The sequence below is a fragment of the Streptomyces sp. GDS52 genome, from assembly GCF_052246875.1.
Lineage (GTDB): Bacteria > Actinomycetota > Actinomycetes > Streptomycetales > Streptomycetaceae > Streptomyces > Streptomyces cathayae.
Genome location: NZ_CM125966.1, coordinates 1077942 through 1097120, shown reverse-complemented (window position 1 = coordinate 1097120; position 19179 = coordinate 1077942). Strand labels below are relative to the sequence as shown.

1 protein-coding gene (cut by a window edge) is annotated in these 19179 nt (G+C 73.5%); it reads right to left on the bottom strand.

Annotated features, from left to right (window positions below; translation table 11 throughout):
* Positions 1 to 19179, bottom strand: partial view of a non-ribosomal peptide synthase/polyketide synthase gene (locus ACTWJ9_RS04925; RefSeq protein ID WP_443295243.1) — the 5' portion only. Its footprint begins 2430 nt before the window's first position; only the first 19179 of its 21609 coding nucleotides appear in the window; it begins with the start codon at positions 19177 to 19179; the stop codon falls past the left edge of the window.

Genomic DNA, 19179 nt, shown 5'->3' with positions numbered 1-19179 from the left:
CCACAGGTCGGGGCCGAGGGCCTCGCCGCCGAGCATCAGCACCGCCGGGTGGTGCCGGCCGTCGGCCAGCATGCCCGCCTCCACCAGCTGCCCGGCGAACGCCGGGGTGAGGTCGAGGAAGTCGATGCGTTCCCGGTCGATGTAGTCGGCCAGAGCCTCCGGATCGCGACGGGTGTCGTCGTCGATCAGATGGAGTTCGTGGCCGTCGAGCATCCACAGCACGCCGTCCCAGGCGGTGTCGAAGGAGAACACGGCCGTCAGCGCCACCCGGAAGCGGCCTTCGGGGCTCTCGGCCCGTGCGTGCCGGTCGAAGAGCGTCCCCTTGTGGCTGTGGAACAGGTTGACCAGGTTGCGGTGCTGTACGACCACGCCCTTGGGACGGCCGGTCGAACCCGAGGTGTAGATGACGTACGCCGGGGTGGCGGGGCTCAGCGGCGCGGTGCGGTCGGTGTCCACCACGTCCGCCGGATCTGCGGCGGCCAGTTCCCGGCCGGTCTCCTCCGTGTCCAGCACCAGGCGTTCGATGCCCGCGCCGAGACCGTCGGCCGTGAGGTGGGCGTCCACCTCGCCGTCGGTGAGCACCACCGTCGGCGCGGCGTCCTGGAGCAGGTAGGCGATGCGGTCCGCCGGCAGCCCGGGGTCCACCGTCAGGAAGGCGGCACCGGCCTTCAGCACCGCGAACATCGCGACCGGCACCTGTGCGCCGCGCGGCAGCGCGAGGGCGACGATCCGCTCCGGTCCGACGCCCCGCCCGATGAGCAGTCGGGCGAGCCGGTTGGCCCGCTCGTTGAGCTCCGAGCAGGTCAGCGTGGTGTCGCGGAAGACGAGGGCGGTCGCGTCGGGCGTGCGGGCGGCCAGGTCTTCCAGCAGCGTCTGGACGGGGTGCCCGGGCACCGGGTGCATGAGGGCGTTCCCGCCCGAGAGCGCGGTCTCCCACTCCTCCACGGTCAGCACGTCCAGTCGGCCGACCGGACGGTCCGGGTCCTCGGCCACCGCTTCGAACAGCCCGGTCAGCCGGGCCGCCAGAGCCTGAGCACGGTCCTGCGGGAAGCGGCCCGGAGCGTACTCCAGCCGCAACTGGAGCCGTTCCCCGGGCAGCGCCGCGAGGGTGACGGGGTAGTGCGTGGCGTCCGCGCCGTCGACGTCGGACACCCGCAGCCCGGTGCCGGGGAGTTCCAGTACCTCGGCGTCCATCGGATAGCTCTCGAACACGGTGAGGGTGTCGAAGAGGTCACCGATGCCGACGAGCCCCTGGATCTCGGAGAGCTGCACGTGCTGGTGGGGCGTCAGCCCGCTCTGCGCCGCCTGTACACGGGTCAGCAGGGCGGTGACGGTCTCCGCCGGGTCGACGGTGACCCGCACCGGCACGGTGTTGATGAACAGGCCCACCATCGACTCGATGCCGGGCACCTCCGGCGGCCGGCCGGAGACGGTGGCGCCGAACACCACGTCGTCCCGTCCGGTCGACCGGGCCAGCAGCACCGCCCACAGTCCCTGCACCACGGTGTTGAGCGTCAGTCCGGACCGACGGGCCCACTCCTGGAGTCCCGCGGTCAGTTCCGCCGACAGCTCGAAGGGCAGCTGCCGCGGAACCTCGGCCTCGTGGCCCGCCCCCCGGGTCCCGGAGTCGTCCGGGACCAGCAGCGTCGGTTCCTCCAGCCCGTCCAGCACGGTCCGCCAGGCGTCCAGGGCGACGGCGCGGTCCTGCCCGCCCACCCAGGACAGGTAGTCGCGGTACGGGGTGACGCGCGGCAGGTCGCGGTCGGTGCCGATGTTCCGGGCGTAGAGGGTGAACAGTTCGCCGAACACGATCGGCATGGACCACCCGTCGAGCAGGACGTGGTGGTTGCTGAACACCAGTCGGTGGCGCTCGTCGGCCAGCCTCACGAGGGTGAAGCGCAGCAGGGGCGCGACGGACAGGTCGTAGCGGACGGCGCGGTCCTCGGCGAGGATCCGCTCCACCCCGGCCCGTCGCGCGTCCTCGTCGAGGCCGCCCAGGTCGACTTCCTGCCAGGGCAGGTCCACGGCGGCCGGGATCACCTGGACCGGGCGGTCCGCGACGTCCAGACGGAACGCGGCCCGCAGGTTGTCGTGGCGGGCCAGCAGCGACTCGGCGGCGGCCCGCAGGGCGCCGGCGTCCAGCGGACCGTCCAGGCCGAACGAGAACTGGACGCTGTAGACGTCCGGTCCGCCCTCGTCGAACATCGCGTGGAAGAGCAGCCCCTCCTGGAGCGGCGCGACGGGCAGGATGTCGGCCGGCGCGGGGTGCGCCTCCTCGATCCGGTCGATCTGTTCCTGACTGAGCTCCACCAGCGGCAGGTCGGCCGGGGTGAAGCCGCCCGCTCCGGGCAGGGCGGCGTGCGCGGCGATGTCCCGCAGCGCGTCGAACCAGTCGGCCGAGAGCGCCCTGACGGCGGCCTCGTCCAGCAGGCCCTCGGCCCACACCCAGGTGACGGTGAGCACGGGACCCTCGTCCTGCCCGTCCCGGACGACGGCGCTGATCTCCAGCGGGTGCGGTACGGCCATCGCCGCGTCGGCGACGCCGGTGCCCAGGAGCAGGTCCGACTCGTCGGCCGGGGCCCAGTCGGCCGGACCGGCGGTACCGGCCATGCGGCCCAGGTAGTTGAAACCGATCTGCGGAACGGGCAGCGCGGCGAGCACGGGCCGCGCCCCGGGGTCGAGGTGGCGCAGCAGGCCGTAGCCGATGCCGTTGTCCGGCACCGCCCGCAGCTGTTCCTTGACCCGCTTCACCGCGGCGTCGACACCGTCCGTGCCGGAGTGCAGACGCACCGGGAACAGGCTGGTGAACCAGCCCACCGTCCGCGACACGTCGGCGCCGGCCAGCACGTCCTCCCGGCCGTGTCCCTCCACGTCCAGCAGCACGTCGTCACCGTCCAGGCCACGGGCCCGGCGCCACCTGGGCACCGCCAGTGCCAGCCCCGCCAGCAGCACCTCGTTCGCCCGGGCGTGGAACACCTGGGACACCTCGCCCAGCAGCGCCGAGGTCACCTGGGCCGGCAGCGACACCGACAGCGACCGGGCGGTCCCCATGGTGTCGCGGGCCGGGTCGGCGGGACGGTCGCCCAGCAACGGATCGGGCCCGGCCAGGGTCCGCTCCCAGAACGGCAGTTCACCGGCGCGCTCGGCCGCGTGAGCGGTGAGTTCCCGGGCCCAGGTGCGCAGCGAGGTCGGCACCGGGTCGAGCTCGATCCGACGGCCCGCGGCGACGGCCGCACCAGCGGCGGCCAGGTCGGTGAGGAGGATGCGCCACGACACACCGTCGACCACGAGGTGGTGGGCGACCAGCAGCAGCCGTCCGGGATGGTCCGGGCCGGCGTCGAACCACACGGCCCGCAGCATGACGCCGTCCTCGGGGGCGAGGGCCGCCTGCGCCGTGTCGTGGTGCAGGGCGATGGTCTCCCGCAGGGCGGCCTCGTCCATGCCGAGCGCGTCGGCGCGCCGGATCAGGGCGGTGGCCCGGACCGCGTCGCGCGGGAGCACCTCCAGGGACCAGCCGTCGGTGCCGCGTTCCAGCCTGCTGCGCAGTGCGTCATGACGGTCCAGGAGTGCCTGCACCGCCTCGGTGAGCTGCTCCTGACGCGTTCCGGCGGGGATCTGCAGCAACATCGACTGGCTGAACCGGTCGGTGGGACCACCGAGTTCGGAGAGCCAGGCGACGATCGGCGTGGTGTCGACACGGCCGATGCCCGCGTCCGGGTCCTCCGCCGCGTGCGCGGTGGTGGCCTCGGCGATCTCCGCGAGCGCGGCGGCGGTCTTGTGCTGGAAGACGTCGCGGGCGGTGATGGCGAGCCCGGCCTTGCGGGCGCGGGCGACGAGCTGGATGGAGACGATGGAGTCGCCTCCGAGGTCGAAGAACCCGTCGTCGACGCCGACGTTCTCCACGCCGAGGACCTCGGCGAAGATCGCGCACAGCGTCGTCTCCACCGGCCCGGAGGGCGCCCGGCCCGAGCCCGCCGCCCGGCCGTACGCGGGTGCGGGGAGCGCGGTGCGGTCGAGCTTGCCGTGGACGGTCAGGGGGAGGGCGTCGAGGGGGACGACCGCGGCCGGAACCATGTGTTCCGGCAGGGTGGTGCGCAGTGCTTCGCGCAACGTCGTCGGGTCGGTCGTGGTGTCGCTGTCGTCCGTCACGACGTAGGCGACCAGGCGGCGGTCGCCGGGGCGGTCCTCGCGGAGGGTGGCGGTGGCCTGGCGGATGCCGGGGAGGTGTCGGAGGGCGGTTTCGATTTCTCCGAGTTCGATGCGGTGGCCGCGGAGTTTGATCTGGTCGTCGGTGCGGCCGAGGTAGGTGAGTTCGCCGTCTGCGGTCCAGCGGGCCAGGTCGCCGGTGCGGTACATCCGCTCGCCGGGTGTCCCGAACGGGCAGGGGAGGAACCGTTCGGCGGTCAGGGCGGGCCGGTTCAGGTAGCCGCGGGCCAGGCCGGTGCCGGCCACGTACAGCTCGCCCGCCACGCCGGGGGGGACGGGGCGCAGGGAGTGGTCGAGGAGGTAGACGCGGGTGTTGGTGATGGGGGTGCCGATGGGCACGCTGTCCGGTGGGGTGCCGGTCAGGGGGGTGCTCATGGTGGCGCAGACGGTGGTTTCGGTGGGTCCGTAGGCGTTGATCATGCGGCGGCCGGGTGCCCAGTTCGCGACGACCTGGGCGGGGACGGCTTCGCCGGCGACGACGAGGGTGGTCAGGGTGGGCAGGTCCGGGGGTTGCATGGCGGCCAGGGCGGCGGGGGGGATGGTGGCGTGGGTGACGTGGAGGTCGCGGACGGTGTCGGCGAGGTCGGGGCCGGGGCGCAGGTGGTCGGCGGTGGCGGTGATGAGGGTGGCGCCGGAGAGCCAGGTGGTGAAGACCTCGGAGACGGAGGCGTCGAAGCTGGGGGAGGCGAATTGCAGCAGGCGGCTGTGGGGGGTGAGGGCGAAGCGGTCGATCTGTGCGGAGGCGAGGTTGCCGACGCCGGTGTGGGAGACGACGACGCCCTTGGGGCGGCCGGTGGAGCCGGAGGTGTAGATCACGTAGGCCGGGTGGGCCACGGTCAGGGGGGACAGGCGGTCCGCGTCCGTGAGGTCGGCGGCCTGGCCGTCGAGCGGGAGGTCGTGGATCCGCAGGACGGGACGGTCACCGGCCGTCGCGGCCACCGGGTCGCGCTGGTCGGTGAGGACGAGGACGGGGTCGGCGTCGTCGAGGGTGTAGGCGATGCGGTCGGCCGGGTGGGCCGGGTCGATGGGCAGGAACGCGGCGCCGGTCTTGAGGACGGCCAGCTCGGCGACGAGGAGTTCCACGGAGCGGGGCAGCACCAGGGCGACGATGCGCTCGGGTCCGGCGCCGTGGCCGATCAGGTGCCGGGCGAGGCGGTTGGCGCGCTGGTTGAGCCGGGCGTAGGTGAGGCTCTCGCCGTCCGCGTGGGCCAGGGCGGTGTGGGTGGGGGTGCGGGCGGCCTGGGCCTGGAACAGGTCGGGCAGGGTGCCGGTGAGGACCGGGGTGGTGGTGGCGTTCCAGGTGGTCAGGATGTCGGTGCGTTCGGCGGTGGACAGGACGTCCACGGTGCCGACCGGGGCGTCGGGGTCGGCCACGACGGCCCGGAGCACCCGCTCCAGCCGGCCGAGGAACGCCTCGATCGTCGACCGGTCGAACAGGTCCACGGCGAAGTCGACGAACCCGTCCAGCCCGGCCGGGGAACCGGCCCCGGCCGACCGCTCACCGAAGCTGAGCGCGAGGTCGAACTTGGCCGCTCCGGTGCCCAACGGCAGGATCTCCGCGTCGACGTCGCCCAGGAGCAGGCGGCCGTACGCGTCGTTGTCCAGGGTGAGCATGACCTGGAAGAGGGGATGGCGGGCCAGGGAGCGCTCGGGGCTGACCAGGTCGACGAGGCGCTCGAAGGGGACGTCCTGGTGGGCGTAGGCCTCCAGGTCGGTCTCCCGGACCCGGTCCAGCAGTTCCCGGAAGGTGGGGTCGCCGGAGGCGTCGGTGCGCAGTACCAGGGTGTTGACGAAGAAGCCGACGAGGTCGTCCAGGGCGCTGTCGGTGCGTCCGGCGACGGGGGTGCCCAGCGGCACGTCGGTGCCGGCGCCGAGCTTGCCCAGCCAGACGGTGACGGCGGCCTGCAGCACCATGAACAGGCTGGCGCCGGACTCCCGTGCCAGCGCGGCCAGTCCCGCGTGCACGTCCGCGTCCAGGGTGAAGGGGACCACGTCGCCGCGGTAGGAGGAGTGCGCCGGGCGCGGCCGGTCCACCGGCAGGGACAGCTCCTCGGGCACACCGGCCAGTGTCTGGCGCCAGAACTCCAGCTGGCCGGAGACCACACTGTCCGGGTCGCTCTCGCTGCCCAGGACCTCCCGCTGCCACAGCGCGTAGTCCGCGTACTGCACCGGCAGCTCGTTCCAGGCCGGCGCCTCGCCGCGGCACCGTGCCGTGTAGGCGGCCGACAGGTCACGCGCCAACGGGGTCAGCGAGGAACCGTCGGCGGCGATGTGGTGCAGCACGAGGAGCAGCACGTGCTCCTGCTCGCCGAGCCGGAACAGCGTCGCCCGCAGCGGCAGGTCGGTCGAGAGGTCGAAACCGCGCTTCACCTGTTCGGCGAGGAGCGCGTCCAGGCCGGGCCCGTCCGCGTCCACGTCGACGACGGCCCACTCGGGCTGTGCGTCGCACGCGTCGAGAACACGCTGGTGCGGCACGCCGTCGATGTCGGGGAAGACGGTGCGCAGCGGCTCGTGGCGGCCGACCACGTCGTGCAGGGCCGCGGCCAGCGCGGCGGGGTCCACCGAGCCGGTGAGCCGCAGGGCCAGCGGGATGTTGTAGGTCGCACCCGGGCCCTCGAAGCGACCGAGGAACCACAGCCGCTGCTGCGCGTACGAGAGCGGCACCTCCTCGGGCCGGGGCATGAGGCGGAGCGCCCGCCGGGCCACTGCGGTCTCGCCGTCCAGCCGGGCGGCGAGACCGGCCGGGGTCGGGGTCTCGAACAGCGCGCGCACCTGGAGTTCGGTGCCCAGCGCCACCCGGATGCGGCCGGTGAGACGGGTGGCGAGCAGCGAATGCCCGCCCAGCTCGAAGAAGCTGTCGTCGGGGCCGACCTCCGGCACGCCGAGAGTGTCGGCGAACAGGGCGCAGAGCACCTCCTCGCGCGGGGTGCGCGGAGCGCGGCCGGTGCCGGCGGTGGTGTGCTCGGGGGCGGGCAGGGCCTTGCGGTCCAGCTTGCCGTTGGGGGTGAGCGGCAGGGCGTCGAGGGTGACGAAGGCCGACGGCACCATGTGGGCGGGGAGTGTGGCGGCCAGCGCGGCACGCAGTGCACCGGCGTCCGGTGCGGGGGTGGTGTCGGGGACGGTGTAGGCGACGAGCCGCTTGTCGCCGGGGCGGTCCTCGCGGACCAGCACGACGGACCGGCCGACTCCCTCGCAGGCTGTGAGCGCGATCTCGATCTCGCCGAGTTCGATGCGGAAGCCGCGCAGTTTGACCTGGTCGTCGGCGCGGCCCAGGTACTCCAGCGTCCCGTCCTCGGCGGAGCGGACCAGGTCGCCGGTGCGGTACATGCGGCTGCCCGCGTCGCCGTAGGGGCAGGCGGTGAACCGTTCCGCGGTCAGCGCCGCGCGCCCGAGGTAGCCGCGGGCCAGTTGCTCGCCGGCGAGGTAGAGCTCTCCCGCCACGCCCGGGGCGACCGGCCGCAGTGCCGCGTCCAGCACGAAGACGCTCGTACCGTCGATGGCCCGGCCGATGGGAGGCGCTGTGCCGGCACCGGCGACCAGTGGTTCGCTGAGGGTGGCGACGACGGTGGATTCGGTGGGTCCGTAGGCGTTGATCATGCGGCGGCCGGGGGCCCAGCGGTCGACCAGGGTGGCGTCGGTGGCGTCGCCGCCCACGAGCAGGGTGGTGAAGTCCGGCAGGTCCGTGGCCGGGACGGTGGCCAGGGCGGCCGGCGGGATCAGTGCGTGGGTGATGGCGTGCTGTGCGAGGACCCGGCCCAGGGCCTCGTCGGCCAGCGGGCCGGGCGGGGGGACCACCAGGGCGGCGCCCCAGGGCAGGCTCATGCACAGTTCGAGGACCGAGGCGTCGAAGCTGGGCGAGGAGAACTGCAGCACCCGGCTGTGCGGGGCGACGGCGCACCGCTGGGCCAGCATGGTGGCGAAGGCCGCCAGGCCCTGGTGGGAGACCACGACGCCCTTGGGGCGGCCGGTGGAGCCGGAGGTGTAGATGACGTAGGCCGGGTGGGCCACGGTCAGCGGTGCCGGCCGGTCGGTGTCGGTGGGGTCGGTGGCCGGTTCGGCGGCCAGGTCGAGGCGGTCCAGGAGCACGTGGCCGGCGGTTGCGGACTCGGGTGTCCGGTCGGCTTCGCGGGTGGTGGTGATGACCAGGACGGGGTCGGCGTCGTCGAGCATGTAGGCGATGCGGTCGGCGGGGTAGTCCGGGTCGACCGGCAGGTAGGCGCCGCCGGCCTTCATCACCGCCAGGCGGGCGACGACGATGTCCACCGAGCGGGGCAGCAGCAGGGCGACGATCCGCTCGGGGCCCACGCCCCGGTCGATGAGGTGGTGGGCGAGCCGGTTGGCCCGTGCGTTCAGCTGCGCGTAGGACAGCGTGCCGTCGTCGGAGACGACCGCCGGGGCGTGCGGGGTGCGGGCCGCCTGCGCCTCGAACAACGCCGGGAACGTCCGGGGCTCGATCGCGAGGCGTGCGCCGTTCCACGTGTGGAGGACGCGCTCACGCTCCGCCTCGGTGACGTGATCCAGCCGGCCGACCAGGAGGTCCGGTTCGGCGGTGATGCGGGCCAGCAGGTCCGCCAGCCGGTCGGCCATGGCCTCGGCCCGGTCGGCCGGCAGCAGCTCCGGCCGATGATTGAGGCGGAACTCCAGCCGGTCGCCCGGCAGGACGACGAACGTCACCGGATAGTGGGTGGCGTCGCGGCCGTCGATGTGGGTGACGTCCAGCGCCCCGGGGGCCCGCAGCTTCTCCGGGTCCAGGGGGTAGTTCTCCAGCACCGCCAGCGTGTCGAAGAGTTCGCCGCGACCGGCGATGCGCTGGATCTCGGACAGGCCGAGGTACTGGTGGTCCATCAGGTCCAGTTGCTCCGCCTGCAGACGGGCGAGCAGCTCCGCGACGGTCTCGTCATGCCGCAGCCGGACCCTGACGGGCAGTGTGTTGATGAAGAGGCCGGCCATCGACTCGATACCCGGAACCTCCGGGGGACGGCCGGAGACCGTCGCGCCGAACACCACGTCCTGGCGTCCGGTGAGCCCGGCGAGCGTCAGCGCCCACGCGCCCTGGACCAGGGTGTTGAGGGTGAAGCCGTGCCTACGGGCGAGGGCGGTCAGCTCGGCGGTGGACTCCTCGGAGAGCCACCGGGAGACCCGGCCGGGCGCCACGGAGGCGTCGGAGGACTCCGGCACGAGCAGGGTGGGCTCCTCCAGCCCGTCCAGCGCGGTGTGCCAGGCATGCCTCGCCGGCTCGTCGTCCAGACCGGCGCGCCACGTCAGGTAGTCGGCGAAAGCCGGGGCAGGGGACAGCGCCGAAGCGTCCCCACGGGTCTCGTAGAGCGTGAACAGCTCCTCGAGCAGGAGGGGCATCGACCAGCCGTCGAGCAGGATGTGGTGGTTGGTGAGAAGGAGCCGGTGGCGGTCGGCGGCCAGCCGGACCAGGGTGAAGCGGATCAGCGGTGCGGTCGTCACGTCGAACCGGGCGGTCCGGTCCGTCTCCATCACCCGGTCGAGCTCGCCGGCGCGCTCGGCTTCGTCGAGGTGGACGAGGTCGATGTCGGCCCAGGGCAGGTCCACGGCGTTCGGCACGAGCTGCACGGCGTGCGGCAGCCCGTCCTCGCGGAAGCAGGCCCGCAGGTTGGGGTGCCGGGCCAGGAGCCCGGCGGCCGCGGAGCGCAGCGCCGTGACGTCCAGGGGACCGGAAAGGTCCATGTGGAGCTGGACGTTGTAGACGTCCGGAGCACTGTCGTCCAGCAGGCTGTGGAAGAGCAGGCCCTCCTGGAGCGGGGCCAGCGGCAGGACGTCCGCGAGGCCGGGCCGGTCGGCCTCCAGCATGTCGATGTGGTGCTGTTCCAGGGAGACGAGCGGCAGGTCGGAGGGGGTGAGGCCGCCGACCGGACCGGTCGGGCCGGCCGGGGTGGCGAGCCGCTGCAGCGACTCGAACCACAGCCCGGCCAGTTCGCGGACCTCGGGCTCCTCCAGGATCTCGCCGGCCCAGGTCCAGGTGGCCACGAGGCGCGGCCCGTCGGGACCGTCCTGGGTGACGGCGTTGATCTCCACGACGTGGGGCATGGCCATGTCGTCGTCGGCGCCGCCGCCGATCGTGCCCGCCTCGTCCGCCGGGGCCCAGGCACTGTCGTCCGGGGAGCCGAAGCGGCCCAGGTAGTTGAAGCCGATCTGCGGGGCTGCCAGGCCGTGCAGCAGCATCGCCGTCTGGGGGTTGAGGTGGGACAGCAGCCCGTGGCCGATGCCGCCGCCGGGGACGGCCAGCAGCCGTTCCTTGACCCGCTTGACGGTCTCGGCGGGGTCCTGCCGACTGTCCGCGTCCAGGCGTACGGGATGCAGGCTGGTGAACCAGCCGACGGTACGGGAGAGGTCCGCACCGGTCAGCGATTCGTCGCGGCCGTGGCCCTCCAGGTCGATCAGCACTCCGGCGGCCGTGTCATGGCCGCGGCGGCGCCGCCACTCGGTGACGGCGAGGGCGAGCCCGGCGAGCAGGACCTCGCTCACACCGGTGCGGAAGTCGGCGGGCACGCTGGTGAGCAGCGGTGCCGTGGTCTGTGACGGGAGGGTCGACGAGAGACTGCGGGCGGTGGCGACGGTGTCCCGGCGGGCATCGAGCGGCCGGTCGCCGAGCGGCGCGTCGGGCACGGCGAGCATGTCGGTCCAGAAACCGAGCTCGTCGAGCCGCTCCGGTTCCTGGGCGAGGGCGGTGAGCTGCTCGGCCCAGCGGCGGTAAGGAGTACCGACGGCGGGGAGACGCGGGGTGCGCTGCGCGCGGACGGCGTCCCAGGCTGCCGACAGGTCGGGCAGCAGGATCCGCCAGGACACACCGTCGACGGCCAGGTGGTGCACGGTCAGCAGCAGCCGGCCCGCCGTGTCCGGTCCGGCATCGAACCACACGGCCCGGAGCACGACACCGTCCTCGGGCGCCAGTGCGGCCCGGCTCTGCGCCGCCTGCTCGGCGACGAGCGTCCCGAACGCCTCGTTCCACGTACCGTCCGCGGGGACGCGGGAGAGCACGGACGCGGCCGTGACGCTGCCGCGGTCGGCCACTTCCAGGCCCCAGAGCGGTCCGCGGCGGGTCAGCCGCACCCGCAGCATGTCGTGCCGGTCGAGTACGGCCTGCAGGACGGCGGCGAGGTCCTGCTCCGTCGCACCGGCGGGGGTGCGCACCAGCACGGACTGGCTGAAGGCGTCGACAGTGCCGGGCCTGGTGCGCAGCCAGTGCATGATCGGGGTGAGCGGCAGCGGGCCGAGGCCGTCGTCCGCGTTCTCCTGCTCGGTGTCCTCCGGTGAATCCCCCTCGGTGGCGCGGGCGACGACCGCCAGGGCGGCGGCGGTGCGGTGGACGAAGACCTCGCGCGGTGTGATGACGAGGCCGCGGGCACGGGCCCGGGAGACGAGCTGGATGGAGACGATGGAGTCGCCGCCCAGATCGAAGAAGCTCCTCTCGGGACCCACCGCGGGCAGGCCGAGCACCTGGGCGAACAGTTCGCACAGGATGCTCTCCCGCTCCGTCGCGGCGGCGCGGCCGGTGTCGGCGGGTGTCCCGGGGGCGGGCAGGGCCTTGCGGTCCAGTTTGCCGTTCGGGGTCAGCGGCAGCGCGTCGAGCACGACGACGGCGGAGGGCACCATGTGGTCGGGGAGTTCGCGGGCGACCGCGGAGCGGAGCTCCGCCGGGTCGGCCGCGGCGCCCTCGGCGGGCACCGCGTAGCCCACCAGCCGGCGGGGGCCGGAGGACTCCTCGCGCACCACGACGACGGCCTGGGCGACCTGCGGCAGGGCGGTGAGCACGGACTCGATCTCGCCCAGCTCGATCCGGAAACCGCGCACCTTGACCTGGTGGTCGACCCGGCCCAGGAACTCGAGCTGGTCGTCGTGGTTCCAGCGCACGACGTCGCCCGAGCGGTACATCCGGGTGCCTGCCCCACCGAACGGGTCGGCCACGAAGCGGTCGGCCGTCAGGTCCGGGCGGCCCAGGTACCCGCGGGCGAGACCGGCGCCGGCGATGTACAGCTCGCCCGCGACACCGGGCGGCACCGGTCGCAGGTTGGCGTCCAGGACGTACACCTGGGCGTTGACGACGGGACCGCCGATGGGCGGCAGTCCGCCGCCGTTGAGCGGGGCGCTCATCGTCGCGCAGACCGTGGTCTCGGTGGGGCCGTAGGCGTTGACCATCCGGCGGCCGGACGACCAGCGGTCGACCATCTCGCCGGCGGTGGCCTCCCCCGCGACGACCAGCGTCGAGACCGAGGAGAAGTCGCCGGGGGACGCGGCTCCGAGGACCACCGGTGGCAGCGTCGCGTGGGTGACCCGGTGCCGGGCGGCGAACGCCGCCAGGGCCGGGCCGGGGGTGACCTCCTCCGCGGTGCCCACGACCAGGGCGGCCCCCGACAGGAGCGCCATCGTCAGCTCCCAGAAGGCGGCGTCGAACGACGGCGAGGCGAACTGCAGCACCCGGCTGCCCGGTCCGACGTCGAAGCGCTCGGTCTGGGCGGCGATCAGGCTCGCCGCGCCGGAGTGGGTGACCACCACGCCCTTCGGGCGGCCGGTGGAGCCGGAGGTGTAGATCACGTACGCGGGGCTCGTGACGTCCGCCGGGACGACGGGCGCGAGGGGCCCGGCGAGGTCGTCCGGGCGGTCCATGAGGAACCGCGGTACGTCACCGGGGATCGTGTCCGCCGCCGCCGACGTGGTGATGACCAGCGCGGGGCGGGAGTCCTCCAGCATGTAGGCGACGCGCTCGGCCGGATAGTCGAGGTCGACCGGCAGGTACGCGGCACCTGCCTTGAGGACGGCGAGCACGGACACGACGAGCTCCGCCGAGCGCGGCACCGCGACGGCCACGATCTGTTCGGGGCCGATGCCCCGGCCGGCCAGCACGCCCGCGAGCCGGTCGGTGCGCTCGTCCAACTCCGCGTAGGTCAGCACGCGGTCGCCGAAGAGCACGGCCGGGGCGTCGGGGGCGGCGGCGACCCGCGCGGAGAACAGCTGCGGGAAGGTGTCGTACGGGACGTTCCGCGCGGTGCTGTTGACCCCGCGGACCACATGTTCGTACTCGGCGGCGGGGAGGACATCGATCCGGCCCACCGGCTCCTGCGGACGGTCCGCCCAGAACTCCAGGACCGCCTGGAGGCGGCCCACCAGGTGCCGGACGGCATCGGCGTCGAACAGGTCGGGCCGGTAGTTGATGCGCAGGTGCAGCCGCTCGCCGGGCATCACGGCGAGGCTCAGCGGGTAGTGCGTGGCGTCCCGGCCGTCGATGGCGGTGACGGCGAGGCCGGGCACCCTCAGCCGTGCCGGGTCCAGCGGGTAGTTCTCCAGCACGGTGATGGTGTCGAAGAGCTCGCCGATCCCGGCGATCCGCTGGGCGTCGGCGAGGCCGAGGTGCTGGTGCTCCATCAGCCGGCTCTGCTCGTCCTGCAGCCGGGTCAGGAACGCGACGGCGCTCTCCCCGGGCACGATCCGGACCCGCACCGGAAGGGTGTTGATGAACAGGCCGATCATCGACTCCACGCCGGGAACCTGCGGCGGCCGGCCGGAGACCGTCCCTCCGAAGACGACGTCGTCGCGTCCGGTGAGACGCCCCAGCACCACGGCCCAGGCGCCCTGGAGCAGGGTGTTGAGAGTGAGGCCGTGCTCGCGTGCGGCGCCCAGGAGCCGCGCGGTCAGATCGGCGGGCAGGTCGGCCAGCAGCTGGTCGGGGGTGACCGGCTGCCGGTCGGTGGCCGCGGGGGCGAGGAGGGTGGGCTCCTCGACCCCGTGGAGCGCCTCGCGCCAGACGCCCGCGGTGGCCGGCGCGTCCTGTTCGCCCAGCCAGCCGAGGTAGTCCCGGTAGGGCGGGGTGCGGTCCGGGGTCCGGCCCGCGTAGAGGTCGAGGAGTTCCCGGACGAACAGCGGCATGGACCAGCCGTCGAGCAGGACGTGATGGTGGGTGAAGACCAGCCGGTGCCGGTCGTCGGCGAGCGCGACCAGCAGGAAGCGCATCAGCGGAGGGGCCGCCAGGTCGAAGCGGCTGTTGCGGTCCTCGTGCAGCATCCGGTCCAGGACCGTCTGCTGCTCGGTCGCGTCGAGGTGGCGCAGGTCCTTGTCCGCCCAGGGCAGTTCCACCGACTCGGGGATCACCTGGACGGCGTGGTCCAGTCCGTCCAGCCGGAAGGCCGCGCGCAGACCGGGGTGACGGCGCAGCATCTCCTCGGCCGCGCCCCGCAGGGCGGCGGCGTCCAGCCGGCCCTCCAGGTCGTAGAAGAACTGGACGGTGTAGACGTCCGGTCCGCCCTCGTCGAACAGGGTGTGGAAGAGCAGTCCCTGCTGGAGCGGCGTCACCGGGAGGATGTCGGCGGTCGCCGGGTGCGCGGCCTCGATGCTCCGGATCTGGTCCTGGGTGAGCCGTACCAGCGGCACGTCCGAGGGGGTGAAGCCGCCCGCTCCGGGCTGCGAGGACGCGGCCACGAGTTCCCGCAGGGCCGTGAACCACAGGTCGGCCAGAGCGCTCACCTCCGCCTCGGTGAGCACACCGCCGGCCCAGTTCCACACGGCGGTGAGCCGCGGGCCCTCGGCGGTCTCCTGGGTGTACGCGTTGAGGTCGACGGTGTGGGCGACGGACATCGACGGGTCGTCGGCGCCCGTCAGCGCGCGCTCCCCGGCCACCGGGGCCCAGTCGCCGCCCGGTGAACCACCGATGCGGCCGAGGTAGTTGAAGCCGATCTGCGGAACCGGCAAGGCGGCGAGCCCGGCCCCCGCCACCGGATGCAGATGACGCAGCAGGCCGTAGCCGATCCCGTTGTCCGGCACCGCCCTGAGCTGTTCCTTGACGCGTCTCAACGCGTCCCCGGGGTCCTCCCCGCGGGCGTCCAGACGCACCGGGAACAGACTGGTGAACCAGCCCACCGTCCGCGACACGTCCACGCCCTCCAGCACGTCCTCCCGGCCGTGCCCCTCCACCTCCAGCAACACCTCGCTGGTGTCCACACCACGCGCCCGGCGCCACCTCGGCACCGCCAGCGCCAACGCCGCCAGCAGCACCTCGTTCGCCCGGGCACGGAACACCCGCGCCACCTCACCCAGCAGCGCCGACGTCTCTTCCGCCGGCAGCGACACCGAGAGCGACCGCACCGTCGCCGCCGTGTCCCGCGCCGGGTCCACGGCACGGCTGCCCAGCAGCGGGTCCGGCCCGGAGGCGATGTGCTGCCACAGTTCGGCCTCGGCCACCCGCTCGGGGCGCTGGGCCAGCTGCCGGAGCTCACGGGCCCAGGTCCGGAAGGAGGTTCCGTACGGAGGGAGCGCGGGGGCGCGTCCGGCGGCGGCGGCCTGCCAGGCCTCCGCGAGGTCGGACAGCAGGATGTGCCAGGAGACACCGTCGACCACGAGGTGGTGGGCGACCAGCAGCAGCCGTCCGGGAGCCTCGTCCCCGGCGTCGAACCACACGGCCCGCAGCATCACCCCGTCGTGCGGGGCGAGTTCGGCGACGGCGGCGCGGGTCCGCTCGTCGAGCAGCTCCGGCGGGAGGCCTGCGGCCGTGTCCGGGATGCCGACGCGCCGCAGGGTGTCCCGGGCCTCGACCGTGCCGGCCGGTGCCACCTCGAGGGTCCAGCCACCGTCTCCGGCGGCGAGGGCACGCATCCGGAGGGCGTCGTGACGCTCCAGCAGTGCCCGCAGGGCCGCGGTGAGGTGTTCCTGCCGCAGACCGGCGGGGACCTGGACAAGGGTGGCCTGGTGGTACCGGTCCATGGTGCCGCCGCGGCCCGCGAGCCAGTGGACGACCGGGGTGGCGACGAGCGGGCCGACGGGCTCGTCCCGCACCGTTCCGGCGGCCGCCGGGGCGGTGGCCGCGACGGCCGCCAGGGCCGCCGGGGTGCGGTGCTTGAAGATGTCGCGGGTGGTCAGCCGCAGTCCGGCACGGCGTGCGAGGGTGATCAGCTGGAGGGAGACGATGGAGTCGCCGCCCAGGTCGAAGAAGTTGTCGTCCGGTCCGACGGCGGGCACACCCAGCGCCTCGGCGAAGACGGCGCAGAGTGTCTCCTCCGTCCGGGTGACGGGGGCACGGCCGGCGGTACCGGTGGCCACCGCGGGGGCGGGCAGCGCCTTGCGGTCGAGCTTGCCGTTGGAGGTCAGCGGCAGGACGTCGAGCGCGACGAACGCGGCGGGCACCATGTAGTCGGGGAGCAGCACGGCCAGGTGGTTCCGGAGCGCGGCCTGATCGCAGTCCCGGCCGTCGGCCATGACCGCGTAGCCCACCAGTCTCTTGTCGCCGGGCCGGTCCTCCCGTACGACGACGGCCGCCTGGACGACGTCGTGGTGGGCCTGGAGGCAGGCCTCGATCTCGCCGAGTTCGATGCGGAAGCCGCGGATCTTGACCTGCTGGTCGGCGCGGCCGATGTATTCCAGCTCGCCGTCGTCGTCCCAGCGTGCCAGGTCGCCGGTGCGGTACATGCGGGTGCCGGGCGGGCCGTACGGATCGGCGACAAAGCGCTCGGCGGTCAGGGCATGGCGGCCGAGGTAGCCGTCGGCCAGGCCCGCGCCGGCCACGTACATCTCACCGACGACGCCCGGTGCGGCGGGCCGGAGGGCGGAGTCCAGCACGCGTACCCCGAGGTCGGGGATGGGCCGGCCGATGAGACTGCCCGGGGCGGACTTGGCGGTCAGCTGGTCCAGGGCGCGGTGGGTGACGTGGACGGTGGTCTCGGTGATGCCGTACATGTTGACCAGGCGGGGGGCGTCCTCGCGGTGGCGGCCGTACCACTCCTCCAGTCGCCACAGGTCGAGGGCCTCGCCGCCGAAGACGACGTAGCGCAGGGTCAACCGGGCGGCCAGGTCCGGGCGTTCACCCTCGGCCCGCATCAGCTGGTAGAAGGCGGAGGGGGTCTGGTTGAGGACGGTGACCTTCTGGTCGGCCAGCAGTTCCAGGAAGTCCTCCGGGGAGCGGGAGACCTCGAAGGGGACGACGACGAGGCGGCCGCCGTGCAGCAGGGGGCCCCAGATCTCCCAGACGGAGAAGTCGAAGGCGTAGCTGTGGAAGAGGGTCCACACGTCGTCGGGTCCGAAGCCGAACCAGTGGTCGGTCGCCGAGAACAGCCGCACCACGTTGCCGTGCGGAATCACCACGCCCTTGGGGCGGCCGGTGGAGCCGGAGGTGTAGATGACGTAGGCGGCGGAGCCGGGGCAGAGCAGGCCGCCGCGTTCGGTGTCGGTGAGGTCGTCGTCGGCCAGGTCGCTCAGGTCCGCCAGTACGTGCGGGTCGTCCAGGACGAGGAGGGCCGCGTCACCGCAGTCGACGCCCGACAGGTCCACGCCGGAGGTGGTGACGACGAGGGCGGGGGAGGAGTCGGCGACCATGTGGGCGAGGCGGTCGGCGGGGTAGTCGGGGTCCATGGGGACGTAGGCGGCGCCGGATTTGATGACGGCGAGCAGGGCGGTGACGAGTTCGACGGATCTGGGCAGGGCGAGGCCGACGAACCGGCCGGGTCCGGCGCCGGTGGCGACCAGCCGGCGTGCCAGCCGGTTCGCCGAGGCGTTCAGCTCGCGGTAGGAGACCGTTCGGTCGCCGCAGACCAGGGCGGTGGCGTCCGGTGTGCCGGCGGCGCGGTCCTCGAACAGCTCCGCCAGTGACGGTCCGTCCGTACCGGCCCGGTCCACCACCGCACCGGCACCGGCAGCCAGGACGACGTCGCGCTCCGCGGTGGTGGCCACGTCGAGGGCGCCGATGCCCCGGTCGGCCGGGGCATCGGCCAGTTCAGCCAGGAATTCGACGAAGCGCCGCAGGTGGGATGCGAGTTCGCACTCGGAGTAGAGCTCCGGGTTCGCGTCGAAGTCGATCTGCAGACCCTGGCCGTCGGTGCGGTCGTAGACGATGACCGACAGGTCGTCGGCGGGGCCGATGCAGAGGTTGTGGACCGTGGCCCGGTGCTCCCCGAAGGTGAGGGCGTAGTCGAACATCATGATGTTGACCTGGGGCCCGGTCAGCCGCTCGTCGTTGCCGAGGAGCTGGAGGTCGCGGCGCAGGTCCTCGTAGCGGTAGCGCTGATGCTTCATGGCGCCGCGCATCTCGCGGGAGACCTGTGCCAGCAGCCGGGGGAGCGTGTCGGCCGGCCCCACCGGAATCCGCAGCGGCAGCACGTTGGAGACCATGCCGGGCACGCCGCGTGCGGCCTTCCCCAGCCGGGTGGTGACGGGGAGGCCGAGCACGATCTCCTCCGCGCCGGTGAGCCGGTGCAGATAGACCGAGACGGCGGTCGTCATCATGCAGGGCCAGGGCACCCCGGCGTCGCGGGCCGCGTCGCGGAGCCGCTCGGTCGCCCCGGCGTCCAGGTACTCGGTGCGGCGCAGCAGACCGCGGGCGGCCGTGGGTTCCTTGGCGGAGAGGCTCACGGGTTCGGGCCGGCCGGCCAGTTTCTCCGCCCACCACGCGCGGTCGGCGTCGAAGGCGTCGGAGGAACGGTAGGCGGTGTCCATGCCGACGAGGCTGTCCAGGGCGCCGAAGGGGTTGTCGCTCGTCCCGCCGTCCAGCAGGACTGTGTAGACCTCGGCGACGCGCTGGGCGACGAGCGCCACGGTGAACCCGTCGACGAGCAGGTGGTGGTACCGGTGCAGCCAGAACCAGCGGTCGTCGGCGGCCCGGAAGAGGACGAAGAGGAACAGCGGTCCGACCGAAGGGTCCTGAGGCTGCGCCAGGTCCGCGCGCATCCATGCCTCGGCGGCCGCCCGCGGGTCGGCCTCGTGGCTCACGTCGATGATCCGCAGTTGCCACTCGGGGTCCGGGTGGACGTACTGGCGGGGCCCCTCGGGCGTCTCGACGAAGGTGACGCGCAGGTTCTCCGCCTCGGCCACGACCTGCCGCAGCGCCGCCTCGAACACCGCGACGTCGACGGACCCGTGAATTTCCAGGTATTCGCCGGCGTTGTAGATCGGATTCGACGCGTCGAGTTGCTGGGCGAACCAGATTCCCGACTGCGCGGACGTAAGCGGTACTCCGTCACCAGCGAGCAT